Below are 24,233 nucleotides of genomic sequence, written 5' to 3'. Positions count from 1 at the left end.
ATACATTTTTACCTGCTAAAGGATTGACGCGGTGAAAAAGAACTGATACAATACTTGAAAATAGAAATAATTAAAGGAGGTACAAAGAATGCTTAAGGGATTTAAGAACGCCGCAGAACTGGACTTTACATTGGAAGAAAACGCCAAGAAAATTGAGGAAGCATTCCGTCAGGTGGACGCTGAAAAGGGAAAAATATACCCGTTGATTATCGGGGGAGAACGTATTGAAACGGAAAAGAAGATTACATCTATTTCACCGTCTACAAAAGAAGTACTTGGATACGCGTGTTCCTGCAGTCAGGAGCTGGCCGACAAGGCAGTTCAGGCAGCAAATGAAGCTTTCAAGACTTGGAGCGTAGCGCCGGTAGAAGAGAGGATCCGCTGCCTGAGAAGACTGACTGCGTTATTAGAAGAGAACCGTTACATTCTGGATGCTTGGAATGTGGAAGAGAGTGGAAAGAACTGGGGAGAAGCGGACGGTGAGCTGTGCGAGGCGCTGGATTTCTTCAATTCTTATGCAATGCACATGAGGAAATTGGCAGAAGGACTGGAGCTGGTACCGACCGACGAGGATACCAAATGTACATATATACCGATTGGTGTTGGAGCGATTATTCCGCCGTGGAATTTCCCGCTTTCTATCTGTGGAGGCATGGTGGCGTCAGCGCTTGTGACGGGTAATACCGTAATCTGTAAGCCGTCTTCCGACACGCCGATTGTAGCGTACAAATTTATTGAATTGTGTGAAAAGGCTGGCTTCCCGGTTGGAACGGTGAATTATATTCCGGGTTCCGGCTCTGATATTGGAGATTATATCGTAGAGCATCCATTGACCAGATTTATCAATTTCACAGGCTCTAAAGTAGTAGGATGCAGAATTAACGAGCGTGCTGCAAAGATTTCCGAAGGACAGAGATGGATCAAGCGCGTCGTTGCCGAGATGGGCGGAAAGAATGCGATTATCGTTGACTCCTCAGCGAATATCAAAAAAGCAGCGCAGGGAATTGTAAATTCAGCATTTACATTCCAAGGACAGAAGTGCTCCGCCTGCTCCCGCGCTATCGTTATGTGCGATGTCTATGATGAACTGGTAGACGCAGTTGTTGACTGCGCAAAGGAATTAAAAGAAAATCAGGGTAGCGGCAGAAGTAATGCGCCCATGGGACCCGTCATCAATGAAAATGCTTACAAGAGCATTACCGAATATGTTGAGATTGCAAGACAGGAGGGCAATATTGTTTACGGCGGCAATTACAGCGATGCGGAAGGGTATTATATTGAACCGACTGTTGTAAGAGACATTACAAGAGACGCCCGCATTGCCAACGAAGAAATCTTCGGGCCTGTGCTGGCTGTTATCAAAGTAGAGTCCTTTGACGAAGCACTTGATATTGCTAACCAGACAGAATACGGACTTACAGGTTCTGTATACAGCGAGGACAGAGAAAATATCCAGAAGGCGAAAGTACAGTTCCATGTAGGAAATCTATATTTTAACAGAAAATCAACGGCCGCAGTTGTCCTGCAGCATCCGTTCGGCGGTTTTAACATGTCAGGAACAGACGCAAAGACAGGAACAAGCGACTACTTGACCAATTTCCTGAACCTAAAATCTATTACAGAAGATTTAACATAATGTAATGGGGACAGGTCCCAACGCGTTGGGACCTGTCCCCGTCTACAATTTAGACACAATTTACTCTTCTTTGAAGCCTTCTCCGACCACTTCATTTGATTCCATAATGACTAGGAAGGCTTTTTTATCGATTTCTTTAATCAGCTTACGGATTCCGTACATCTGTTTATTGTCACAGGCACAGAGGACAACGTCCTTTTCCAGCTTAGAAAAACTGCCCACGCCTTTTAAAATTGTAGAGCCGCGTCCGAGAATTTCGTCAATTTTTGCACAGACTTCCTGACCATGGTCGGTGACGATGAGGGTAACTTTACCGGCATCGATTCCGTACATCACCTTGTCCACGACCATGGAGAGAAGATAGGTGATAATAATACCGTATATCAGACTGTCTACGTCTTTGGAAACCATGACTGTACCGATAACGACGATAAAAGCGTCCATGCCGAAGGCGATTTTGCCTAAAGTCAGATGAGGATTTTTGGCCTTGATGGAAAGCATGATAAAGTCGGCGCCTCCGGTCGAGGATTCACGCATATAAATCATAGCATAGCCAAGTCCGGAGAGGACACCACAGCAGATGGCGGCCAGCATGCGGTTTCCTTCATAGACCGGAAACAGTGGGGCTACAACATCCATAATCAGTGAAGTGATGATGATGGTCCGGACGGAGCGCAGGAAGAAACGGCGGCCCAATATGCGGAAACAAAAGAGAGCTATCGGTATGTTCAAGAGCATGGCTGTGGTACCGATGGGAAAACCGAACAGGTGGTAGAATATTAAAGCGATACCGTTCAGCCCTACCATTGGGAATTTAGCCATAGCGGCAAAATTGTAAGTACCTATGGCGATACAGATTCCGCCGATAATGTCGATGGCAATGTCTTTGGAAAGTTCAAGTGTTTTATTTTTGTTCATAATAATTACCCCCAATCTTAAGAATTCGTATGTATGTGCAAATTTATCCTTTAAACATAAAAAAACACCTGCAAATTATACTGAATATAATCGCAAATGCTCTTCCACAAGTTAGTATACTATTTTGCTCTGCGAAATGTCAACACCGTATTAAAAAATAATTCCTTATAGGTTAGAAAGCTGATATAATCAAAACAGAGTATATATAAGAGCCATAGAGAGGAGAATGTCTTATAATGAAGATTGTATTTTTGGATGTGAAGACAATCGGAGAAGATATTGACTTGTCCGGTTACGACGCATTGGGAGAGGTGGTAAAATATGACTTTTCCAGCGATGAGAAGGTGCCGGAGCGTGTCAGAGATGCAGACGTAATCGTGCTGAATAAGGTGCAGGTGAATGAGAAGACCGTGGGAGAGGCAAGAAATCTGAGGCTTGTCTGCGTGACTGCTACGGGGACGAATAATCTGGATAAAGAATATCTGGATAATAAGGGAATCGCATGGAGGAATGTGGCCGGATACTCTACCGAGACCGTGGCGCAGCATACCTTTGCCATGTTGCTTTATTTGCTTGAAAAGCTGCGCTATTACGATGAGTACGTAAAAGAAGGGCGCTATGTAAATGATACGGTATTCACCCATTTTGCCGAGCATTTCACAGAAATATGCGGGAAAAGGTGGGGAATCATAGGTCTCGGCAATATCGGGCGCAGAGTTGCAGACATCGCGAAAGCCTTCGGAGCCGAGGTGGTCTACTATTCCGCATCCGGACACCCGGCCCAAGAGGGGTATGAGCAAGTAGACTTCGATACACTGCTTCGAACTTCCGACATCATCTCCGTCCACGCACCGCTGAACGAACGCACAGAAGGACTGATTGATCGAGAAGCTTTTTCTAAAATGAAAAAAACCTGCATCTTCCTCAATCTTGGAAGGGGACAGATTGTAAATGAACAAGACTTGTATGAAGCATTGACGGCAGATAAAATTAAAGCCGCCGGTTTGGATGTACTTTGTCAGGAGCCCATGACCCCGGATAATCCACTGCTGCAGATCAAAGACAGCCGAAAACTGTATATTACCCCCCACATAGCATGGGCCAGCGTGGAAGCCAGAACCAAACTGATGAATATCATATTAGACCAAATCAAAGAATTCTACAACTATAATTGACAGAAAATTCTCGGAATTGTAGACGGGGACAGGTCCCAACGCGTTGGGACCTGTCCCCATCAAGGTTTTACTCAGCGTAAAGTTTTACTAATTCGATGATAACATCTACGGATTTATCCATTCCTTCTACTGTGATATGTTCGTATGGTCCGTGATAAGCGTGTCCGCCTGTTCCGAGGTTCGGGCATGGCAGGCCTTTGAAACTCAACTGGCAGCCGTCTGTACCGCCGCGGATTGCCATTACCTGAGGTGCGACGTTTGCGTTTTCGCAAGCCTTTTTGGCGTTGTCGATCAAATGCATGCAGGTTGCGATGATTTCAGCCATATTTTTGTACTGGTCTGAGATGGTGAGTTTGATTGTCCCCTCGCCCCACTTTTCGTTGAGGTCTTTTGCAATCAGGCGCAGTGTATTCTTGCGTGCCTCGAAGAAAGTCTTGTCATGGTCTCTTACTAAATAGTGAAGCTCGGCCTTTGTGACGTCTCCGCTCATGCTTACCAGATGATAGAAACCTTCGTAATCTTCGGTTCCACGAGGAGTCTCGCATCCTGGAAGCATGTTGTTGATTTCAGCGGCAACGAGGCATGCGTTGATCATGGTGTCCTTGCTGGAGCCCGGATGAACGCCGAAGCCTGTGATTTCGAAATCAGCCTTGCATGCGTTGAAGTTCTCGAACTGAATCTCGCCTTCTGTATCGCCGTCCAGTGTGTAGCCGTACTCTGCGCCGAATGCTTCTACGTCGAAATGTTCGGTTCCGGTTCCAATCTCTTCGTCCGGTGTAAATGCGATGCAGATAGTACCGTGCGGGATATTTTCTTCTTTGATACGCTCAACCATCGTGAGTATCTCAGCGATTCCGGCCTTATCGTCCGCCCCCAGTACGGTTGTCCCATCGGTGGTGATTAATGTACGTCCTGCAAGTTCCGGCAGATGCGGAAAATCTTTTACTGTCAGTGAGCGGCCGCTTGTCCCCAATACCAAATCGCCGCCGTCGTAGTTCTCATGCAGAACCGGTGTGATATCGTGGTCACAGTAATCGGAAACGGTATCCATATGTGCGATAAAACCGATTTTCGTCTTATCTTCATATCCCGGAGTTGCCGGAATCGTTCCGTATACGTAACAGTGTTCGTCTACACGTGCGTCCTCGATACCTAACTCTTTCATTTCTTCCACTAACAATTTTGCCAGATTGAACTGGCAGTCTGATGACGGGAAGGTCGTGCTGTTCTCGTCGCTCGGTGTGCGAACTACAACGTAGTTCAAAAGTCTTTCATACGCTCTCATAATTGTTCCCCTTTCTATATGAGCTGTTCTAAACAATATCATTATACGTTTTCTTATTCCAAGAGTCAACGGTTGGGAATCGGGAATTCTTAAGATTTCTTGAGTGTCAGGCAGGTAGGACACGGCTTATAGAAAATATCGATATATCTGGTCCATACATGTGAAAAACGAATGAGACAAGGGGACATATATTCAGTAAAATAAAAGAGATTTAATGGATAAAAATAACAGATGCAAAGGAGAAGAGACATGAAGTTAAAAAACGAAGTGAGTATTAAGAAAATTACGAAGGACGCAGAGGACTTGTTCCGGGGAGGATTTTTTTGTTCGGAGGCGGTAGTGAGCGCTATCCGCAGCAATTTTGAGTTGGACGTACCGGAAGAGGTAATCGCCATGGCCAGCGGGTTCCCGGTAGGAATCGGCCGCTCCAAATGTCTTTGCGGGGCCGTATCAGGCGGCGTAATGGCAATTGGCCTTATATTTGGCCGCACCGTCCAGAAGGATCCGCAGGTAGAGCAGACGCTTGCGCTTTCTAAGGAGCTGCATGACTGGTTCAAGGAGGCTAACGGAAAGAACGCCCTGTGCTGCCGCATCCTGACGAAGGAATTCGATATGGGTGCGGGCGAGCATAAGGAGCAGTGCATACGCTTTACCGGTATGGTGGCAGGGAAAGTGGCAGAGATGATTGTGCGGGAAAAAGGTCTTAAAAATATCGATGAGTAGGGAGGAGCGGCTATGAAATTCATAAAGAAAATACCCCTCCCAGTCACCGGAGTCATGCTCGGTATGGCGGCTCTCGGCAATCTGTTACAGTCGTATTCAGAGGGGGTACGGCTTGTGTGCGGCGCCATTTCCGCACTGCTAGGCTTACTGTTCGTCATCAGAGTCATCCTTGTCCCGAAACAGTTTGCAGAAGAAATGAAAAACCCAATCATGGCAAGCGTAAGCGGAACCTTTTCTATGGCCCTTATGCTTCTAGCCGGCTACGCAAAACCCTATATAAAGGGCGGGGCTGTCATCATTTGGTATACAGGTATAATACTGCATATTGTACTTATTTTATATTTTACCACAAAATTCATGCTGAAATTAAAGCTGCCCACCGTGTTTGCCAGCTATTTTATTGTATATGTAGGGATTGCCGTGGCGGCGGTGACGGCGCCGGTATTTGAAAAGACCGGAATCGGCACGGTGGCGTTCTGGTTTGGATTTGTCTGCGCACTGCTGTTACTAGTCCTCGTGACTGTCCGCTATGTAAAGTGCAGGGAAATCCCGGAGCCGGCACGTTCCCTGTTCTGCATCTATACTGCACCGGTGAGCCTGTGTCTGGCCGGATATATACAATCTGTCATGCCCAAATCAATCGGTCTCATCGGGTTTATGGCGGTTCTTTCAAGTGTCATTTATGTGGTGGTGCTGATAAAGCTGCCGGCATTCTTAAAGCTCAAATTTTATCCGAGCTGCGCGGCATTTACCTTTCCCTTTGTCATTTCCGCCATTGCCATGAAAATGACGATGGCATGTCTGGCAAATATGGGACAGCCGCTGCCATTTCTGCAGTATGTCGTACTGATTGAGACAATCATTGCCGGCATTTTGACCGTGTATACGTTGATTCGGTTTGTGATATTTGTGAAAGGATAAAACAATTTGTAAATTTCATCGGGATATTGGTCATTTTGTTAAGCTGCCTTGTTATTTACTCTTTCAATAGGTAAAATATTATACAATAAGAAGAAATTGTCGTGGAAGAGAAAAGAGGCGAAAAAATGAATTTGATTTTGGAAAATGATTTGTTTGAAGCATTCGCGGAGGCATCTGACCATGTATATATTTATGTTTGTGACGTGAGTCAGGATTTGTCCCGCTGGTCCCTAAATGCTGTCGAGTATTTTGGACTGCCGGGCGAGTACATGAAAGGGGCGGCCAATATCTGGATGGAGAAGATTCATCCCGAGGACAGGGCGCGCTATTTGGCAGATATTGACGCCGTCTTTTCTGGAAAGCAGCAAAAGCATAAATGCGAATACCGGGCAATGAATCGATTCGGAGATTATGTCTGGCTGGAGTGCCGGGGGACTATGGTCTACGACGACGCGCGCCGCCCGAAAATCTTCGCCGGGATGATGACAAGACTGGACGCGAGGAACAAGTATGATCCATTGACCAATCTCAAGACATTTTATGAATTCAATAATCTGGACTTTTCCAGTCATTCTGGCACCGTGCTGTTGATTGGAATTGACAATTTCCGCAGGGTCATCAATAATTACGGCTACAGTTCCGGGGACGTAATACTACAGGAATTCTGTGGAAGGCTGCAGGATTATTGCGAAGGGAAGAGGTATCTGTACAGGCTGGAGGGGGATGAGTTCATTATTGTGTCCCCCGGCAGTACAAGGGGGGATACCGAAGCACTTTTTGCGGAGATTCAGAGGCTTGGCATAGGCTTGGGCCAGCAGAGGAACCTGCTGATCAGCATCGAGGTGTCAGGCGGGGCGGTATTTTATCCGCAGGACGGAGAGAAAAGGGATATATTGATAACAAATATGGAGCATTCGCTGGAACACGCCAAAGAGTATGAGCGCGGGAAACTAGTGTTTTTCTCCAGAGAGATTGCTGAGCATCACAATAGAAAGGCCAGACTCATTCAAGAGGTGGACCGGTGTGTACGAAAGAATTTTCAAGGATTCGAACTATATTTTCAGCCAATAGTCAACAAGTCTGATTTTCAGGCTGCCAGCTGTGAGGCTTTGCTTAGATGGAGGACAGAAGAGGGGATTTATGGAAATATCGGAGAAATCATAAAAATCCTCGAGCAGAGCGGCAGGATAAACGAGGTAGGACGCTGGGTGGGGGAAGAAGCGTTTAGACAAGCCAGACAGTGGCAGCGCGAGTATGGAATGTTTCGGGTAGGATTCAATGTCTCATATATACAGTTTAAGGACAGCTCCTTCGTAGACTATTTGATAGAAAAGGCCAAGGAATATCAGATTGATCCCGCACTCATCAGCATAGAACTGACAGAAAGCTCCAAGGTAGACGATTTTACCTATCTGGCAAAATGCTTTGAACAGCTTCGGGACTTTGGGTTCAGGATTTCACTGGACGATTTTGGAATAGCATACTCCACACTGCTTTTGCTGAAAAACCTCCCCGCAGATTCTATCAAAATCGACCATTCCTTCGTGCGCGGATTGTCCAGAGAAAATACAGTAGATCTGGCAATCATAGAAAGTGTAGTTTCACTTTGCAGAAAATTACAAATCAATGTAGTTGTAGAAGGCGTAGAATCGGCAGAGATTTTAGATATAATGGACAAAGTGCCCGTCAACTATCTGCAGGGATATTACTTTGAACGTCCCATACCTGTACAACAATTCGAGCAAATTATCTTAAAAAAAGTACTAAATTCTTAATGGGGACAGGTCCCAACGCGTTGGGACCTGTCCCCATTAAGAATTTGTAGGAATTTTGTAGACAATTTCGTGTTATAATCTAGTGAAAAAGGAGGGTATGCATGGCTCAGAAAATATTGATCGTGGACGATGAGGAGGGGATTGTTTCTCTTCTTCGGGATTATTTTGAAATACAGGGATATGAGGTGATCACTGCGGGCGGGGGGCTTGCGGCGCTTGAGAAGGTGCGCCTGAATCCGGATTTGATTCTTCTGGATATCAATATGCCGGACTTGGACGGTCTGGAGGTATGCCGGAAAATAAGGGAGCATGTCAGCTGCCCTATTTTATTTTTGACGGCGAAGATTGAGGAGGAGGACCGGGTGAATGGGTTTGTCATGGGCGGGGACGACTATATTATGAAGCCGTTCAGCATCGAGGAGCTGGGAGCCAGAGTCATGGCACACTTGAGGCGGGAGGAGCGCCGCAGGGGAGACGGTTCTGTCAAAATCTGCGGTGACGTGGCCATTCATTATAGTGAAAGAACGGTTTACTGTAAAAAACAAAAGGTGGTGCTCACGAAAACGGAATACGAAATTGTGGAGCTTTTATCTTTACATCCCGGACAGGTATTCAGCAAAGACAGTATTTACGAGAAGACGAGAGGCTATGATGCGGGAGGCGACAGCAGCATCATCTCAGAGCATATCAGGAGAATACGAGGGAAAATAAATCAGTTCACGGAGCAGGAAATCATTGAGACTGTGTGGGGAGTGGGATATCGATGGATTGGATAAACGAAAAACTGGAGCATTTGAGGCGCAGGGCAGCGGACCTTCCCATAAGACGGGCGCTTCTCCTCTATCTGCTGGCGGCTCTGCTGGCAGGTTTTATCTGCGCACGTGTGACCAACGTGTTCTGTGAGAGATGGAGTTCTATGATATTCCGCAGAAATCAGGAAAGCGGCGGTCAAGTCTACACAATCCGGGGAGAAAATTATCTGGCCTATCCCCAGAGCATGGTGGAGGAAATGCCGCAGAGGGACCAGAATATCGTGGCAGTATTAAACACAATCATAGCCTTCTCTCCGCTCATTTATGTGGGGCTATTCATGGTTCTTGCGGCGTTTAGATTTTATAAGACAAGGCTGCGAGGGCCTTTTGATATATTGAGGAAGAGCACCGAGGAGATAAAATGCAACAATCTGGATTTTGAGATTGTTTATGAAAACAAAGACGAGATGGGGGAATTGTGCAGTTCATTTGAAGACATGAGGCAGGAACTGGTGTCCAACAAGGAAGAACTCTGGAATTTGATAGAGGAACAGAAGAAGATCAATGCCGCCTTTGCCCATGACCTGCGTACGCCTCTCACCGTCCTCAAAGGGTATACCGACTTCCTTTACCGGTACATTCCAGAAGGAAAAGTAAGTGAAGAAAAGCTGACCGGCACACTGAAACTGATGTCTCAGCATCTGGAGCGGCTCACAGCCTACAGCCGGACCATGAAAAATATCAGAAGCTTCGAGGAAATGCAGCCCCAGAAGACGGAGATTACGGCCGCCAGACTGAAGAGCCGCCTCTCGGAGACAGCCGCCGCACTGGATGAAATTGGGGATATAAAAATTTGTTTCACAGAGGCACACGGGACAAACACCGAGGACGGCAGCCACATCCTTTGGATAGATGAAATTATGATTATGGAAGTATTTGACAATATCCTTTCCAACGCAATCCGATTTGCACACTCCATGGTTGAAATATCCATGGATATAGAAACGGAAAAAGAACTTTTGATTCTTTACGTGAAAGATGACGGCATGGGCTTTACCGAGGAGGAATTGAAAAAGGCCGTACTTCCCTATTTCCACGGGGAAGGGCAGAGAGAAGAGCATTTCGGAATCGGCCTCCATATCGCACAGCAGCTCTGCGCCAGACACGGCGGCAGTCTGAGCCTTGCCAACAGCATGTATGGCGGCGCTTTGGTAAGTGTTTCTTTTTCCTATCGAAAATCTTAAAACTTTCTAGGAAAAGTGTAGAGAATTTGTGGATAGAATTTCTTTATCAACAAAGAAAGGAAGAGAAACATGAGTAAAAATACAGAAATCGTGATACGGCATTTGGATAAATATTATGGAAAGAAGCAGGCCTTAACCGATGTGAACCTGACCATCCACAAGGGCATGTTCGGGCTGCTGGGCAGGAACGGGGCAGGGAAGACTACGCTTATGAAAGTGCTGGCCACCCTCCACGAGAAGCAGGGGGGAGAGGTGAGTATATGCGGAATACCGGTAGAGCACGCTTCGGCGATCCGCAAAATCACAGGATATCTGCCGCAGGACTTTTCTATGTATCCTAACATGTCTGTCTATGAGGCGATGGATTATCTGGGCGTTTTATCAGGCCTGACAAAAGAGGAGAGACGAAAGCGAATCCCCGGCCTGCTAAGGCAGGTGAACCTTCAGGACAATTACCGCACAAAGGTCAAAGCACTTTCTGGCGGAATGAAGAGACGTCTGGGCATCGCACAGGCAATCCTCCATAATCCGAGAGTTTTGATTGTAGACGAACCTACGGCCGGGCTTGACCCCGAGGAAAGAGTCCGCTTCCGTAATCTACTCTGTGAGATCGCACAAGAACGGATTGTTATCCTGTCTACTCATATTGTAGGGGACATCGAAGCCACCTGCGAGAATATCGCCGTGCTGGACGATGGGAGAATCCTCTTTCAAGGGACGGTGGAAGAGCTGCTCCACATGGTGGAATCCAAAGTTTACAAGGCAGAAATCAGCAAGAAGGAGCTTCCGGAGTTGAAGCAGAAGTATATTGTCACAAGCATGCTGGCTCTCGGCAACAACGTAATGGTTCGTTTTATTGCGGAAAAACAGCCCTTTGCAGGCGCTTCTCTCTGTGAGGCAGGTGTGGAGGATGCTTACATGTATCTGATGCAGGGAAGGGGGGAAGGGACATGTTCTTAAGACTATTTCAAAAAGAATGTGCCCAAGTCGGCAAGAGCTTGATTTACTGGCTTTACGTAGTGTGCCTTGTAGTATTCTTTAGCAGCCAGATGGGAAGTATGAAGGATAATATGCTGCAGCCCCCGGAAAGAGGACAGGATAATTATCAGGCATATGGATTTAAAGAAGACGTTACGGAACAGGATCTGATGCGCAAGGCGCTGGGAGAGCTGGCGTGGGGATATTACTATGGTTCTTTTACTACTTATCCGGTAGGCTATGCCAAGGATGTCAGGCTGAGTGAGAGTGAACAAGAAGAAGTGGGACGTATTATCAATGAGACCACTGGAATAGAGCCTGACAAAATAGAGGAGCATCTTGCGGCCTACTTCGAAAAACATGACGTGACAACGGAACCTTATCTTATCGAGCCGAAAAAAGGGCTGACATATGAGGCTTTTTTGAATGAAATGGAGAAGGTGACCGACATGTTAGGCCCCGGCTCTTCGTTTACAGAGGAAAGCCTGAAGAGCGAGACCCGGCTCAGCCTAGACTATGAGGGCGCTGTGAAGGCATACGAAAATCTGACGGACAAAGACGGGTATACCGGAGGATATACACGGCTGTTCTGCGATTACATGGGAATTATGGCGGGTATTCTACCGATTTTTGTCGTGGCTACCCGGATGCTGAGAGACAGAAGAGCCCAGATGCAGGATTTAATCTATGCCAGACGCGCATCCTCGGCGGTTATCATCACAAGCCGCTTTGCTGCCATGACAGTTATGATGATGGCGCCAATCATAATTTTATCGCTTGTTCCAACGGTGGACAGCATGATTTTTACAAAAGGAAGCCAAATCTCCTTAGACTATCTGGCATTTTTAAAATACGATTTCGGCTGGCTCTTACCTACAGTTCTGGCGGTCACCGCTGTGGGAATGTTCTTTACGGAGCTTACAGATACAGCGCTTGGAGTACTTGTTCAGGCGGCATGGTGGTTCATCAGCCTTCAGATCGGTGTGGCAGGAATATACGGCGGCCAATATGGGTGGAATCTGATTCCACGGCACAACACGGAGATGAATTACAGCGGATTTAAAGAAGGGTTTACGCAGCTGGCCATGAACCGGGCTTTTTACACACTGCTGGCGGCTGCCTTGATAGCTGCAACCATATGGATCTATGAAAAAAAGAGAAAGGGGCACTTGAAGAGACGTGGAAAAATATTGCGCAATCGGAAAAAACCAACTCAGGCATAATGCCTGGCTCCATATCTTAGTCTGCGCGGCGATGCTGCTTTTCTCACCGCTGGTGCTTGGAATACAAAATCTTGACCAAGTGCAGAGCGCTAAGGTGTTAGAGACCTATGTCGCATTGATAGGAATCATACTCTTTACACCGGTGTTCCTGCCAGAACAAAACCGTGACCTGCGGGACTTGATAACGTCAAAATATACGCGGATTACAGAGATTTATTGTATACGCATCTTGTTGAGCCTGACGGCTGCCGTGCTGATGGTGGCCACATATATGACAGTTATGAAGAGTGGCAGATGCGAGATGGAGTTTGGGAAATATTACTTCGGAACTATGGCGGAAATCATAGCATTTGGCGGGCTTGGAGTTTTTGCATATGGACTGAGCGACAACCTGATTATCGGCTATATGGCCCCGCTGGTATACTACGCGGCCGCTATCGGGATGGGGGCAAAATATCTGAAAAAATTCTATCCATTTGGGATGATAAGCGACTTCCAGACCAAATACTGGCTCTTGGCGGCAGGGATAATTTTAATGGCGGCCGGAGTTATTATCAGGTACAAAAAATCTTAACACAATCTTAACACTGCAACATACAATCTAAATGACAATTTAATATGAAAAATGATAATATTAGCACAATCTTAACGGAAAACGTACTATCATGTATGTAACCTGATATTTGGGGAAAAATGGCTATAACATAGTGTTCATGCGGAATGCTGCGTGGATGAACTAGGGCGGTGAGAGTATGTTTTCGATTATAGAGATTATAATATATTTAATAATAGCAGTCTTTTTATTTGTTTTCGGCATGCATCTGATGAAAAAACTTGACAGGTACGTGGAGCATCAGCAGCAGGAGCAGAAGCATAAAGAGTGAGTAAGAAGAGGGATTTATAATGCAGTTGTTATATAAGAAACTGACGCAGACGCAGATGATAGTGATTGGGTATGTGTTGATTATTTTACTAGGGAGCATTTTTTTGATGCTCCCCATTTCTTCGCGAGAAGGAGTGGGCACGCCGTTCTTAGATGCCCTGTTTACATCCACATCATCCGCCTGCGTGACAGGCTTGATAGTGGTGGACACTTGGACGCACTGGTCTTTGTTCGGTCAGGTTGTGATTTTGGTTCTGATACAAATCGGCGGCATGGGATTTATGACCTTGGGGGTCTATGTGGCCATTGTACTGCGCCGGAAAATCGGCTTGAGAACGAGAGGGATTCTCCAAGAAAGCATCAACAGCATGCAGATTGGCGGCATCGTAAAACTGGCCAAAAAAATTATGAAAGGAACCATTTTGTTTGAATCTGTGGGGGCGCTTATGCTGGCCCTTAGATTTATTCCCAAATTTGGTTTCTGGAGAGGGGTATGGTACGGGATTTTCCATTCCGTGTCGGCATTCTGCAACGCAGGGTTTGACTTGATGGGATGTGAAGAGCAGTACGGTTCCTTTACCGCTTATGCGGGTGACTGGATAATCAATCTCGTTATTATGGCCTTGATTATAATAGGCGGTATCGGCTTTTTTGTCTGGAATGATGTGACTATCCACAAGTTCGATATAAAAAGATATAGCCTGCACACAAAAATAGTGCTTTTGACGACGGGAATCTTGATATTTTCAGGGGCTGCGTTGTTCTATCTTATAGAGAGAAATCACATATTGGCAGATATGTCGACGACAGAGCAGATATTTAGTTCATTCTTTAATTCTGTCACGGCACGTACTGCGGGGTTCAATACGACGGATACGGCGGCTCTTCAAGAGAGCTCCAAGTTCCTCACTATGATACTTATGTTTATCGGGGGAAGCCCCGGTTCCACGGCCGGCGGTATCAAAACGACTACGTTGGTCGTGCTGGCTGTATATGTAAAAGCCAACTTAAAGCAGCAGGCCTGCTGTAATGTATTTAACAGAAGGCTGGACGACGGTGCGATTCGTAAAGCAAGTACGGTGCTTTGTACCAACTTGTTTTTGACGATCACGGCCACAATGGTTCTGATGTCATTACAGTCCTTTGGGCTGACGGACACCTTGTTCGAGGTGATTTCAGCTATGGGCACGGTGGGAATGTCCACGGGGATTACCCGTGATATCTGTGCATTCTCACAGGTGGTTCTTATATTCTTAATGTACTGCGGAAGAATAGGAAGCTTGACCTTTGCGCTTTCCTTACGCGGGCATAAACACGACGCTCCGGTGAAACAGCCGGCCGAAAAGATTATGATAGGTTAAAGAGAGGGAACAGAAAAATGAAGTCGATTTTAATTATCGGTTTGGGGAGATTTGGGCATCATCTGTGTACAGAGATGACGAGACTTGGAAATGAAGTCATGATAATTGACAAGAGCGAGGCGGCTACGGAGGATCTGCTTGCCTATGCGACGGCAGTAAAAGTTGGGGATTGCACCAATGAAGATGTACTGCGGAGCCTGGGTGTGGGCAACTTCGATATCTGCTTTGTGTGTATCGGGGCCAATTTCCAGAGCAGCCTTGAGATAACCAGTCTTGTGAAAGAGCTTGGGGCAAAGTATGTAGTGAGTAAGGCGAACAGAGATATTCATGCCAAGTTTCTTCTGAGAAATGGCGCGGACGAGGTGTTTTATCCGGACCGGGATATCGCGGAACGTCTGGCAGTCAAATACAGTGCCAACCATGTGTTTGACTATTTTGAACTGAGCAAAGATTACTCCATTTTTGAGATTCAGCCGCGGACGGACTGGATAGGAAAGACAATCGGACAGGCGAATATCAGAGCCATTTATCATGTGAGTGTGTTCGGCATCCGTACAGGTTCTGAGCTGATTGTACTTCCGAGAACCGATTATGTGATGGGGAGAGATGATCATTTGATGGTAGTCGGACTTACAAAGGATATCGATAAAATGCTTGCGAGTATCAAATAATTTACATGTTTTTTAGTGCCGTATGAAAGAATATACGGCACTTTTTTCCGTCATAGAAAACTAAATTTTCCACCGTGAGAAAAGGTTGACGGAAAAACAGAATGTAGAGTATGATAGTAGCTAAGAATAAAAAACTAAAGAGACAAGAAAATGAATAAAAAGAGAGATATATTAAAATACATAATACGTTCTGCCGCAATTCTGACTGCCGCTTCAGGCGTCTCTGTTGTATTAAAACGAACGGGTATCGGGAAAGAGAATATCTTAATGGTGTATATCGTGGGAGTCCTGCTGATAACTGTGTGTACAAGTGGGTACTTTTACGGCGCGGCAGGCGCGGTCATCAGTGTACTGGTATTCAATTACTTTTTTACGGTGCCGCTGCATACTTTCGCAATTATGAATCAAAACGATGTTGTCTTGATGGCATTTTTCCTGATGACGGCGTTTATCGCCTCCAGCCTCACTGTCCGTTTCCGGACCCAGATGAAGATCGCGGAGGATACGAAAGCACAGATGGAGCGAGAGCGGCTCAAAAGCAGTCTGCTCCGCAGCATATCCCATGATTTTAGAACGCCGCTCACCGGGATTCTGGGAGACTGTGGCCTCCTGTCCGACGCGGGAGAGCTGGACACAGAGACAAGGAAAGAATTGGCGGGGGATATACAGGAACAGGCAGTCTGGCTGATGAAGATGGTAGAGAATATTTTGAGCATGACTAAGATCGACAGCGGCCAGTTTTATATAAAAAAGCAGCCGGAGGTCGTGGATGACATTATCTATGAAGCGGCCACACATGTGATCGGTCTGAGGGATAAGCGCAGATTTGAAGTGTATCTGCCGGAAGAACTGGTCGTGGCGCCCATGGATGGCAAAATGATGGTGCAGGTGCTTATTAATCTTTTGGACAATGCGCTGAAACATACGAATGAGGGCGGGTGTATCACTGTGACAGTCACATTTGCTGAGCAAAAGGTATACTTTTGTGTGGAGGACGACGGAGACGGCATTGCAGAAGAGGTTAAGTCACAGGTATTTGACGAGTTTGTTTCCAGATCAGACGGAAAGGAAGACGGCCAGCGGGGCATCGGCTTAGGCCTTGCAATCTGCAAGGCAGTAGTGGAGGCTCACGGAGGACAGATATACGCAGAAAACAGAGAGGAAGGCGGAGCACGGTTTGTATTCTGGCTGAATGCAGAACAGGTAGAGGCAGATGGACGATAAAAAATATATCTTGATAGTAGAGGACGATAAATACATTATAAATTTCATTTCAATGAGCTTAAAGAAGGAGAATTATGGCTACTATGTGGCAAAGTCCGTGGAGGAAGCGCTGAGCCTGTTTTACGCAAACCGCCCGGATATCGTAATTCTGGATCTAGGCCTCCCGGACGGGGACGGCATAGAAGTTTTAAGGACGATAAGAGAGATTTCCCAGATACCTGTAATCGTTGTCAGTGCGAGGCAGGAAGAGCAGCAGAAGATTCAAGCGCTGGACATGGGGGCGGACGACTATGTAACCAAGCCCTTCTATATGGGAGAACTTCTGGCCCGGATACGTGTAGGATTAAGAAAATCATTGATTATACAGAATGAGAATCCGGAGAAAGTCTATCAGTTTGATTATCTGTGTGTCGACCGGGAAAAGCATCTGGTGACGGTGGATGAAAAAGAGATACATTTAACGCCGATGGAATATAAGATATTGAATCTTTTGATTGACAATAGAGGGAAGGTATTGACACATAATTATATTCTCAGTGAGATATGGGGCAGCTCTCAAGGGGTAGAGTCCGGGAATCTGCGCGTGTTCATGGCGGCGCTGAGAAGAAAGATTGAAAAAGAGCCGACCAATCCAAGGTTCATCCTGACAGAGGTGGGAGTCGGATACCGGTTCAAGGAATAGAAAAGAGGGAAACTGCAATGGAAAGGATATTGATTGTTGAAGATGATTTAGAAATCAATAGACTGTTGGCTGACTTCTTAAAAGAAAATGGATATGAGGTGTTCTGTCAATATGGCGGGCTCCATGTATCAGAATTTCTGCGTGAGAACAGAATAGATTTGCTTATTTTGGATATTATGCTCCCCTATAGGAGCGGTGATATTGTTCTGTCGGATATACGCAAACATTTTACAACTCCGGTTATTATTATATCTGCCAAAGAAACGACGCAGAATAAGATTGATTTATTGCGTTTGGGCGCAGATGATTATATTACGAAGCCATTTGATATGGAAGAAGTGCTTGCCAGAATCGAGAGCAGCCTGCGCAGGGTGCGGTATCAGAGCAACACACAGGACATCTTACAATATGAAGAGCTGACATTGGATTTTGAAAAGAATACGGCTTCTGTACGAGGGATTGAATTATCTTTGACAGCAAAGGAATTTTCTATATTGGAACTGCTGATGAAGTATCCGGATAAGATTTTTTCAAAAGCAAATCTATTTCAAAGTGTTTGGGGAACGGAATATTTCAATGAGGATAACACCCTGAATGTACATATCAGTAATATAAGAAATAAATTAAAGAATATCTGCCCGGAAAAAGAATTTATAGATACGGTCTGGGGCATTGGCTATCGTCTGCATAAAGACAAGGGATAATCTCTCGTCTTTATGCTTTCTTTATGTTTTTCGGTCATCATTTAAGATTTTCTTTAAGAGTTTCCATTATACTGGGGAAAGTAAAGGAGGTTTTGAACATGAGTGCAGTGATTTTAGAAACACGCTCTTTAACGAAAATGTATAGACAAACGACGGCATTAGAGCATATCGATTTGCAGATTGAAAAAGGGAAAATTTATGGATTTATCGGTCAGAATGGTGCAGGAAAAACCACATTTTTAAGATTAGTTACCGGTTTGGCTTTCCCGACAAGCGGTACGTTGGCTTTGTGGGGAAAGTCGGGGATGAAGGAATTGCAGGAGCAGCGGAAACGGATTGGCTGTATGATTGAAACACCGGCGCTGTTCCCGACTATGACTGCATATCAGAATATGGAAGTACAGCGTATTCAACGGGGAATCCCGGATAAGCAGGTAATTGAAAAAACCTTGGAGCTGGTCGGTCTAGGAGATACCGGAAGAAAAAACGTCCGCAATTTTTCGCTGGGGATGCGGCAGCGCCTTGGCATTGCCATTGCGCTTCTCAATACGCCAGAATTCCTAATATTGGATGAACCAATCAATGGCCTTGACCCTGCCGGTATCGTGGAGGTCAGAAATCTGTTGAAATCTTTAAACAAAGAATATGGGATGACCATATTGATTTCCAGCCACATCTTAGAGGAACTATACCAAACGGCATCCGAGTTCATTTTGATTGATAAAGGGAGAATTATAGAAGAAATACCGGAGCATGAGTTAAATGAAAGGTGTAAACGGCATATTGCGGTGAAGACGGCAGATGTGCAAAAAGCGATGCTGGTTTTGGAAGAAAGGCTTCATACAGATAATTTTAAACTGATGCCGGATGATACGATTCGGTTGTACGATTATCTAAATGATGTGGAAAAGGTTGCTGCCGTTCTGTCAGATGCCCATATTCTTGTCACAGGCCTGTCTATATCCGGCGATACGCTGGAAGATTATTTTTTAGGGAAAATAGGAGGAACGAACAATGGCAAATCTCCTAAGAGCTGAATTTTATAAGCTTTTCCACAGCCGGTATTTTGGGGTGACAGGATTGTTTACTTTCTTTTTAAGCAGTATCTTATTGTTAGACAGCAATGGGGAAACCGCGAATCTGTTCTCGGCATCCTTGTATAATACCCCGCTGCTTTCTTTTCTGACAATTGTTTTTTCTGTATTATTCGTAGGAAATGATTTTGAACAGGGAACCTTATATTCCTATATCAGTGCCGGACACAAAAGAAGTCATGTGGTATTTGCGAAAACTTTGGTGTATGAAATTGCTTGTTTTGTGATTTTGGTGTTCCCGCTTCTTATCCATGGCTTGGCAGGCGTTCTTTTCTTGGACGAAACGCTTGCCCTTTCCAGTGATGTATGGATTAACATGGCTATAATCGCCCTTTCCGTGTCGGCAATGTGCATGCTTCCTCTTTTGTTTTCCTTTCTCTTTCGTGACATAGGAAGAACTTTAGTCGTTCCGATGGTTCTCTTTTTCCTGATGATTTTTTTGATGAACGGAGAACAGGCACAGATAATCACAAAAATATTGCCGATGGGGCAGCTTCGTCTTGTATCTTTAGGCCAACAATCGTTACAGTTTATCGTGACAGACTTTTTATGGATTTCTTTTTCCTGTTTGGGCGCATACTTTGGGTTTTGTTTCTCGGATTTGAAATAATAGGGGGTGTTTTGCGTGGGTAATTTATTGAAAATGGAGAGATACCAATTATCACATAATTTTTTCTATTGGTGCGGAATCATCGGCATATTTCTTATGGGATTTTTAACCGCAGATACTTACGTTTCGGAGGTCATGGGGCCGTCGGGCGGGGAAGCCGCGTCTCTCGCGGATATATTTAACGGAATGGTTTATGATTCTACCTTCCTTCTCATTATCATATCGGGTATCCTGTCCCTGATTTTGGGGCAGGAATTTTCTCATCGGACGATTGACTTGGAAATCAGCGCCGGACATTCCAGAAAAGCGATTTTTGCAAGCAAGATCATTACCTATCTGGCTGCGTTTCATATCATGGCGCTTATCTACCCGCTCGCCGGGTGTATCAGAGAATTTTTCAGATTTGGAATGGATGACGGCGGAGTAATTTTTTATAATGTAGTGAAGGCAGTTGTCTACTCCTGCTTATTGAACAGCGCTGTATTTCTGATTGCAATACTTGTTTGCTGCTGTTTACGCAGCTCTGTTAAGGCGGTTGCTGTTACTGTGGTTGTTACCTTTGTACTGAGTCTTTACCTTGGCTACGGTATGATGCTGGAATTACCGGTGGATTTTTTACCTATTTATCAAATCAGAATGGCCGTAAGTACGGACGCGTTTTTTCAGTTAACGGCAGTCTTGAACGGAGTGGTATGGGGAAGCCTGCTGATAGTTCCGGCGTGGATAAAGTTTCATCAATGTGATCTTCAATAAAGGGGGTGTCCGACATAGAATTATTGACATATATTTCAGCAGGACTTTTTCTGCTCATGCTGTATAAGTATATAAGACTGAAAAAGCAAATCCGAAGTCTTTTTGGGCAAATGAAAGACCTGACTTGTGGTAATACAGAAAAAATGTTGGACATTTCCCTTATTGATAAAGATCTGGAGTGTCTTGCGGGGGTACTGAACCAGTATAATGCGAAGCAAAGACTGGCTGTATCAGGCGCATTGCAGCATGAAGAGCATTTGAAAGAATCAATTGCGAATATATCCCATGACTTACGCACCCCCCTGACAGTCATTCTTGGACATTTACAGTTATTAAAAAAAGAAACCATGTCGGCGGAGCAGATGAAGCGTGTAGAAACGGTTCTAAGTAAAGCCGAAAGAATGAAAGAACTGGTAGAAACCTTCTACAGTCTTTCTGTCTTGGACACAGAGCAGGTAAATCCGCAAAAAGAAACCTTTAACTTTTCCAATTTGTTAATGAACCTTGTGACAGAAAATTATCCCGCATTGGAGCATAAAAACATCCGGCCGCAAATAAGAATGCCGGAGCATTCCGTTTTCCTCTGTTCGGACCGGAGCATGGTTGAGAGGATTCTGCAAAATCTGTTGACAAATGCAATCCGTTATTCGGCCGGTATCATAGAAATGAGTCTGGAACAGCAGGCAGCAGGGAAAATCACGTTCCTCATAAAAAATACGGTGGACAGTGCGGAAGAAATCGACGTTTTGCGTTTATTTGAACGGTTTTATACCGCTGATAAGTCAAGGAATAACGGAAGTACCGGGTTAGGACTTGCTGTTGTAAAAGTGCTCACAGAAAAACTAGGCGGGAGTGTGAAGGCGGAATTACAAGCAGACACACTCATTGTTATGCTTATACTCTGATTTTTTGCAAATAGCTGTGCCGAAGTAATAAGAGACAAGAATAAACAAAAAATTAGCACTCAGGTCTTGTTATCTGCGAATGGTTTCCGACTTGCTTCATCAAGTGGCGTAACGCCTTATTTACAGGCTTTATGTAATGTTTGACTTTTTATCAGCGTTCATCAAAAAGTGTCTTTAGATTTGAAAATGGTGTAGTAAATGGTGTAGCCAATAGCCTGTCAATCCCTTTACCGTAGGCACTCGTAAGAGTGGGGATTTACTGGCGGTAGTTAATCTATTTGATAAACCCATACTAGCAAAAGGGATATTCCAATTCACTATTTTGGAATATCCCTTGATTACTATTCAGTATCATCTGTTAGAGTAGTTTCATCTGTATTCATATTTTCTAAAGCATATTCGCAAGCCTGTATAACAAAATGAGAGAAAGTCACATCTTGATTTTCGATAGCCTTGTTGATATTTTCAATTAACGGTAAAGGAAATCTGATTGTCTTGTTTTCTGTTTCTTTTCTGTTTGGTTTTAGTTGAAAACTCATAAGCAATACCTCCTGTATATATAATGGTATTGCAAATAAACTAATAAGTATGCATTGCAAATTGCAATGCAAGTATTGTAATGTTCCTCACACTCTGGTAAAATATGAATATCTAATACCATGAGAAGAGGGATGATAAATGAAGAAATTTAATATTACAAAAAAAGGTAAAGTAATAGGTGTAATAATCGGTGTGATTGTTCTTGTAATTGCTGTGATGATTGGTATCAATACATATCGCACATATGAAAAGCAAAAACAAATTCGCAATTATGAAAAGCAGATTTCACAGGTACAGGAGAATTTTTCAAAGAAAAAAGAACATAGTGAGAAACTAGATTCGCTTAAATCTTTTATAAAGGATTATGAACAATACAAAAAATCTGATAAGGTAATCAATGAAATCACTGTAAAATATGAAAAAGAAATTGAAACAATGCAGCACTATTTCACAGATGTATATGACAAGACACTTTCAGATAATACATTAGAAAAGGTGAATGAAATAACTGATAAAAATAAAATTTCAACAACCAAAACGAACCTTGAAACATTACTAAAAACTATTGAAGATGAAACAGGTATTGTCTGTACAGAGAAAGAAGCCGAAGTATATAGTCAATCTGTCAATAAAATAATCGCTTCATATGATACTCGAATTAAAGCGATAGAGCAGAAAGAAGCAGAGGAAGCGGCGGCTAAAAAGGTGGCTGAGGAAGCCGAAGCAAAAAGAGTAGCCGAAGAAGCAGCACAAGCGGTACAAGAAGCGCAAGCTTCATCAAGTAGTGATTCTTCTGGAAGTAATTATTATGGGGGCGGTTCATCTGATTCTGGTTCTGGAAGTGGGTATTATGATTCTGGTTCATCCAATTCTGGTTCATCCGATTCTAGTTCTGGAAATGATATTCATTTTTATGATAAGGATGGAAATGATGTGACCCCACCAGATTATGACCCCAATGACCCTGTGTGGTACTAAGTAAAAACTCCCAACACTGCAATAGGAAAAGGGATATTCCGAAACAAACATTGGAATATCCTTTTTGTGTTACTTCGGATAAGATTAGAACTAAAATTACCACGTAAATACGCTAGTCCTATGTCTAATCATTCGGTGAGTTTGATTCAACGAACAAGCTATCTATACTCTTATCTATTTCTCGTAATAAATCGGTCTGTTTCCAATCTTCCTTATTACTATCGGGAAATATGAGTTCTGTTTTAACTAGAGCAAGTCTAATTGTTTTTTGAACATTGTTTTTCATACTATCAAAAAAGTTCTTTTTTTCCTCGTCATGCCAAAGTTTTCTGATTTTATCTGGAATATTTTTGGCTTGTTCTGCACGAGCAGATTGTAATAGATAATTAAATAAGAATTGATTTATTTCTAGTTGCGGATATTGTAATTTTTGGTTGCCAACAGTACAGTCTTGGAGCTTAAAGGAGATAAATGATTCTAATGATTCTAAAATAGTTCCATAACCATCACCTTTCAAAATATAGTCATGAGAAACATGGTAATGTTCAGCAATTTTGCATTGATTTTCAAGAGTTAGGCAGACATTTCCCTGCTCGATTTTAGCTATACTTTCCTTTGAAATATTAATGGCATTTGCTAAATCTTCCTGTGTCTCTTCATGGCTTTTTCTTAACGCTCTAATATTTGACCCAACATTATTCTTGATTTCTTCAAAATCCATTTTTGATTCCATCCCTTTCTTTAAATGTATTTTGTGATAATTATAATACATAATCAAAGTAATATCAATACTTATGCAAAAATAAAAGTATTTATATTACTTTTTGTCAAAAATAATAATAGTAATACACTTACTTTTACATCATATGTATTTTAGAGTATACTAACAGTACGGAGCGCTACCGAATATTTAAGAAAGGGGGAAGAACATATGCAGACTAAATTAGTTGGTATTCAGCCTATGAACTTCACTAACAAAAATGGTGAGATAATCAATGGAACTAATATCTTTTGCGTTTTTAAAGATGAAAATGTACAGGGTATGTGTGCAGAAAGATTCTTTATAAAGCCAGAGATTGCATTACCGGAGCAAACCAAAATCAATGATGTTCTTGAAATTTCCTTTAATCGTAAAGGGAAAATTGAAGCCATTACAAAGGCGTAAAATATGATTATGCCTTGTCAGAGGGGATATAAT

At 43.9% G+C, this 24,233-nt stretch carries 25 protein-coding genes; 21 read left to right on the top strand and 4 right to left on the bottom strand.

What is annotated here, in order from left to right:
• The first annotated feature begins 88 nt into the window (after positions 1-88).
• Positions 89-1,636, top strand: a complete 1,548-nt coding sequence (locus tag BN6465_RS14750) for an L-glutamate gamma-semialdehyde dehydrogenase (protein ID WP_066736620.1) — start codon at positions 89-91, stop codon at positions 1,634-1,636.
• Positions 1,637-1,696: 60 nt separating this feature from the next.
• Here BN6465_RS14750 and BN6465_RS14745 read toward each other — a convergent pair whose 3' ends face one another.
• Positions 1,697-2,554, bottom strand: coding sequence for a YitT family protein (locus tag BN6465_RS14745; protein WP_066736618.1), 858 nt, complete (start codon positions 2,552-2,554; stop codon positions 1,697-1,699).
• A 236-nt stretch (positions 2,555-2,790) separates the two neighbouring features.
• Here BN6465_RS14745 and BN6465_RS14740 point away from each other — a divergent pair, with 236 nt between their 5' ends.
• Positions 2,791-3,729: a D-2-hydroxyacid dehydrogenase gene (locus BN6465_RS14740; RefSeq protein ID WP_066736616.1), complete on the top strand. Its 939-nt coding sequence runs from the start codon at positions 2,791-2,793 to the stop codon at positions 3,727-3,729.
• Between the two features lie 67 nt (positions 3,730-3,796).
• Here the strand turns inward: BN6465_RS14740 and pepT are convergent, their stop codons facing one another.
• The gene (gene pepT / locus BN6465_RS14735) at positions 3,797-5,014 is read right to left on the bottom strand and encodes a peptidase T (protein ID WP_066736615.1); all 1,218 of its coding nucleotides are present in this window, start codon (positions 5,012-5,014) and stop codon (positions 3,797-3,799) included.
• Positions 5,015-5,263: 249 nt separating this feature from the next.
• On the opposite strand from pepT, the gene BN6465_RS14730 reads away from it, so the two are divergent.
• The 17 genes from BN6465_RS14730 to BN6465_RS14650 all read left to right on the top strand — a co-directional run bounded on the left by BN6465_RS14730 (position 5,264) and on the right by BN6465_RS14650 (position 21,517).
• On the top strand, positions 5,264-5,737 hold the full coding sequence (locus BN6465_RS14730) for a C-GCAxxG-C-C family protein (protein WP_066736614.1): 474 nt from the start codon (positions 5,264-5,266) through the stop codon (positions 5,735-5,737).
• A gap of 12 nt (positions 5,738-5,749) precedes the next feature.
• Positions 5,750-6,658 (top strand): TDT family transporter, encoded by a 909-nt coding sequence (locus BN6465_RS14725; protein ID WP_066736612.1) that lies wholly within the window; start codon positions 5,750-5,752, stop codon positions 6,656-6,658.
• A gap of 125 nt (positions 6,659-6,783) precedes the next feature.
• A complete protein-coding gene (locus BN6465_RS14720) occupies positions 6,784-8,433 on the top strand; it encodes a putative bifunctional diguanylate cyclase/phosphodiesterase (protein WP_066736610.1) in 1,650 nt (549 codons plus the stop codon).
• A gap of 101 nt (positions 8,434-8,534) precedes the next feature.
• Positions 8,535-9,209, top strand: coding sequence for a response regulator transcription factor (locus tag BN6465_RS14715; RefSeq protein WP_066736608.1), 675 nt, complete (start codon positions 8,535-8,537; stop codon positions 9,207-9,209).
• On the top strand, positions 9,197-10,429 hold the full coding sequence (locus tag BN6465_RS14710) for a HAMP domain-containing sensor histidine kinase (RefSeq protein ID WP_066736606.1): 1,233 nt from the start codon (positions 9,197-9,199) through the stop codon (positions 10,427-10,429). Before BN6465_RS14715 ends, BN6465_RS14710 begins: the two co-directional genes overlap by 13 nt.
• 69 nt (positions 10,430-10,498) lie before the next feature.
• Positions 10,499-11,389, top strand: a complete 891-nt coding sequence (locus BN6465_RS14705) for an ABC transporter ATP-binding protein (protein WP_066736605.1) — start codon at positions 10,499-10,501, stop codon at positions 11,387-11,389.
• A complete protein-coding gene (locus tag BN6465_RS14700) occupies positions 11,380-12,630 on the top strand; it encodes an ABC transporter permease (RefSeq protein WP_066736604.1) in 1,251 nt (416 codons plus the stop codon). The genes BN6465_RS14705 and BN6465_RS14700 overlap by 10 nt, the downstream gene beginning before the upstream one ends.
• Positions 12,587-13,204 (top strand): hypothetical protein, encoded by a 618-nt coding sequence (locus tag BN6465_RS14695; RefSeq protein ID WP_066736602.1) that lies wholly within the window; start codon positions 12,587-12,589, stop codon positions 13,202-13,204. The genes BN6465_RS14700 and BN6465_RS14695 overlap by 44 nt, the downstream gene beginning before the upstream one ends.
• 329 nt (positions 13,205-13,533) lie before the next feature.
• The gene (locus BN6465_RS14690) at positions 13,534-14,874 is read left to right on the top strand and encodes a TrkH family potassium uptake protein (protein WP_066736600.1); all 1,341 of its coding nucleotides are present in this window, start codon (positions 13,534-13,536) and stop codon (positions 14,872-14,874) included.
• A 17-nt stretch (positions 14,875-14,891) separates the two neighbouring features.
• Positions 14,892-15,545: a potassium channel family protein gene (locus tag BN6465_RS14685; RefSeq protein WP_066736598.1), complete on the top strand. Its 654-nt coding sequence runs from the start codon at positions 14,892-14,894 to the stop codon at positions 15,543-15,545.
• Positions 15,546-15,695: 150 nt separating this feature from the next.
• Positions 15,696-16,769: a sensor histidine kinase gene (locus tag BN6465_RS14680; protein ID WP_066736596.1), complete on the top strand. Its 1,074-nt coding sequence runs from the start codon at positions 15,696-15,698 to the stop codon at positions 16,767-16,769.
• On the top strand, positions 16,759-17,451 hold the full coding sequence (locus BN6465_RS14675) for a response regulator (RefSeq protein ID WP_066736594.1): 693 nt from the start codon (positions 16,759-16,761) through the stop codon (positions 17,449-17,451). Before BN6465_RS14680 ends, BN6465_RS14675 begins: the two co-directional genes overlap by 11 nt.
• Positions 17,452-17,468: 17 nt before the next feature.
• A complete protein-coding gene (locus tag BN6465_RS14670; RefSeq protein WP_066736592.1) occupies positions 17,469-18,155 on the top strand; it encodes a response regulator transcription factor in 687 nt (228 codons plus the stop codon).
• Positions 18,156-18,253: 98 nt separating this feature from the next.
• Positions 18,254-19,192 (top strand): ATP-binding cassette domain-containing protein, encoded by a 939-nt coding sequence (locus tag BN6465_RS14665; RefSeq protein WP_066736589.1) that lies wholly within the window; start codon positions 18,254-18,256, stop codon positions 19,190-19,192.
• Positions 19,170-19,859: an ABC transporter permease subunit gene (locus BN6465_RS14660; protein ID WP_066736588.1), complete on the top strand. Its 690-nt coding sequence runs from the start codon at positions 19,170-19,172 to the stop codon at positions 19,857-19,859. Before BN6465_RS14665 ends, BN6465_RS14660 begins: the two co-directional genes overlap by 23 nt.
• 15 nt (positions 19,860-19,874) lie before the next feature.
• On the top strand, positions 19,875-20,612 hold the full coding sequence (locus BN6465_RS14655) for an ABC transporter permease (RefSeq protein WP_154670268.1): 738 nt from the start codon (positions 19,875-19,877) through the stop codon (positions 20,610-20,612).
• 56 nt (positions 20,613-20,668) lie between these two features.
• Complete coding sequence (locus BN6465_RS14650) at positions 20,669-21,517, top strand: sensor histidine kinase (protein WP_154670267.1); 849 nt, start codon at positions 20,669-20,671, stop codon at positions 21,515-21,517.
• 341 nt (positions 21,518-21,858) lie between these two features.
• On the opposite strand, the gene BN6465_RS14645 is transcribed toward BN6465_RS14650, so the two are convergent.
• The gene (locus BN6465_RS14645) at positions 21,859-22,056 is read right to left on the bottom strand and encodes a YlcI/YnfO family protein (RefSeq protein ID WP_066736587.1); all 198 of its coding nucleotides are present in this window, start codon (positions 22,054-22,056) and stop codon (positions 21,859-21,861) included.
• 139 nt (positions 22,057-22,195) lie between these two features.
• Between BN6465_RS14645 and BN6465_RS14640 the strand changes: the two genes are divergently transcribed.
• A complete protein-coding gene (locus BN6465_RS14640; RefSeq protein ID WP_066736586.1) occupies positions 22,196-23,035 on the top strand; it encodes a hypothetical protein in 840 nt (279 codons plus the stop codon).
• 124 nt (positions 23,036-23,159) lie between these two features.
• Here the strand turns inward: BN6465_RS14640 and BN6465_RS14635 are convergent, their stop codons facing one another.
• Positions 23,160-23,756 carry a helix-turn-helix domain-containing protein gene (locus BN6465_RS14635; protein WP_066736585.1) on the bottom strand — a complete coding sequence of 199 codons (597 nt, stop codon included), beginning with the start codon at positions 23,754-23,756 and terminating at the stop codon, positions 23,160-23,162.
• A 210-nt stretch (positions 23,757-23,966) separates the two neighbouring features.
• Between BN6465_RS14635 and BN6465_RS14630 the strand changes: the two genes are divergently transcribed.
• Complete coding sequence (locus BN6465_RS14630; protein WP_066736583.1) at positions 23,967-24,200, top strand: hypothetical protein; 234 nt, start codon at positions 23,967-23,969, stop codon at positions 24,198-24,200.
• Positions 24,201-24,233: the final 33 nt, after the last annotated feature.

The sequence above is a fragment of the Bariatricus massiliensis genome, from assembly GCF_900086725.1.
Taxonomy (GTDB): domain Bacteria; phylum Bacillota; class Clostridia; order Lachnospirales; family Lachnospiraceae; genus Allocoprococcus; species Allocoprococcus massiliensis.
The sequence above is the reverse complement of the archived record's forward strand: the minus strand, read 5'-3'. Positions and strand labels throughout refer to the sequence as shown.

What these genes read in the sequence shown, in the direction of transcription:
- BN6465_RS14750 (WP_066736620.1), top strand. Translation starts at nt 89, where the DNA reads ATGCTTAAGGGATTTAAGAACGCCGCAGAACTGGACTTTACATTGGAA.
- BN6465_RS14745 (WP_066736618.1), bottom strand. Translation starts at nt 2,554, where the DNA reads ATGAACAAAAATAAAACACTTGAACTTTCCAAAGACATTGCCATCGAC.
- BN6465_RS14740 (WP_066736616.1), top strand. Translation starts at nt 2,791, where the DNA reads ATGAAGATTGTATTTTTGGATGTGAAGACAATCGGAGAAGATATTGAC.
- pepT (WP_066736615.1), bottom strand. Translation starts at nt 5,014, where the DNA reads ATGAGAGCGTATGAAAGACTTTTGAACTACGTTGTAGTTCGCACACCG.
- BN6465_RS14730 (WP_066736614.1), top strand. Translation starts at nt 5,264, where the DNA reads ATGAAGTTAAAAAACGAAGTGAGTATTAAGAAAATTACGAAGGACGCA.
- BN6465_RS14725 (WP_066736612.1), top strand. Translation starts at nt 5,750, where the DNA reads ATGAAATTCATAAAGAAAATACCCCTCCCAGTCACCGGAGTCATGCTC.
- BN6465_RS14720 (WP_066736610.1), top strand. Translation starts at nt 6,784, where the DNA reads ATGAATTTGATTTTGGAAAATGATTTGTTTGAAGCATTCGCGGAGGCA.
- BN6465_RS14715 (WP_066736608.1), top strand. Translation starts at nt 8,535, where the DNA reads ATGGCTCAGAAAATATTGATCGTGGACGATGAGGAGGGGATTGTTTCT.
- BN6465_RS14710 (WP_066736606.1), top strand. Translation starts at nt 9,197, where the DNA reads ATGGATTGGATAAACGAAAAACTGGAGCATTTGAGGCGCAGGGCAGCG.
- BN6465_RS14705 (WP_066736605.1), top strand. Translation starts at nt 10,499, where the DNA reads ATGAGTAAAAATACAGAAATCGTGATACGGCATTTGGATAAATATTAT.
- BN6465_RS14700 (WP_066736604.1), top strand. Translation starts at nt 11,380, where the DNA reads ATGTTCTTAAGACTATTTCAAAAAGAATGTGCCCAAGTCGGCAAGAGC.
- BN6465_RS14690 (WP_066736600.1), top strand. Translation starts at nt 13,534, where the DNA reads ATGCAGTTGTTATATAAGAAACTGACGCAGACGCAGATGATAGTGATT.
- BN6465_RS14685 (WP_066736598.1), top strand. Translation starts at nt 14,892, where the DNA reads ATGAAGTCGATTTTAATTATCGGTTTGGGGAGATTTGGGCATCATCTG.
- BN6465_RS14680 (WP_066736596.1), top strand. Translation starts at nt 15,696, where the DNA reads ATGAATAAAAAGAGAGATATATTAAAATACATAATACGTTCTGCCGCA.
- BN6465_RS14675 (WP_066736594.1), top strand. Translation starts at nt 16,759, where the DNA reads ATGGACGATAAAAAATATATCTTGATAGTAGAGGACGATAAATACATT.
- BN6465_RS14670 (WP_066736592.1), top strand. Translation starts at nt 17,469, where the DNA reads ATGGAAAGGATATTGATTGTTGAAGATGATTTAGAAATCAATAGACTG.
- BN6465_RS14665 (WP_066736589.1), top strand. Translation starts at nt 18,254, where the DNA reads ATGAGTGCAGTGATTTTAGAAACACGCTCTTTAACGAAAATGTATAGA.
- BN6465_RS14660 (WP_066736588.1), top strand. Translation starts at nt 19,170, where the DNA reads ATGGCAAATCTCCTAAGAGCTGAATTTTATAAGCTTTTCCACAGCCGG.
- BN6465_RS14650 (WP_154670267.1), top strand. Translation starts at nt 20,669, where the DNA reads ATGCTGTATAAGTATATAAGACTGAAAAAGCAAATCCGAAGTCTTTTT.
- BN6465_RS14645 (WP_066736587.1), bottom strand. Translation starts at nt 22,056, where the DNA reads ATGAGTTTTCAACTAAAACCAAACAGAAAAGAAACAGAAAACAAGACA.
- BN6465_RS14640 (WP_066736586.1), top strand. Translation starts at nt 22,196, where the DNA reads ATGAAGAAATTTAATATTACAAAAAAAGGTAAAGTAATAGGTGTAATA.
- BN6465_RS14635 (WP_066736585.1), bottom strand. Translation starts at nt 23,756, where the DNA reads ATGGATTTTGAAGAAATCAAGAATAATGTTGGGTCAAATATTAGAGCG.
- BN6465_RS14630 (WP_066736583.1), top strand. Translation starts at nt 23,967, where the DNA reads ATGCAGACTAAATTAGTTGGTATTCAGCCTATGAACTTCACTAACAAA.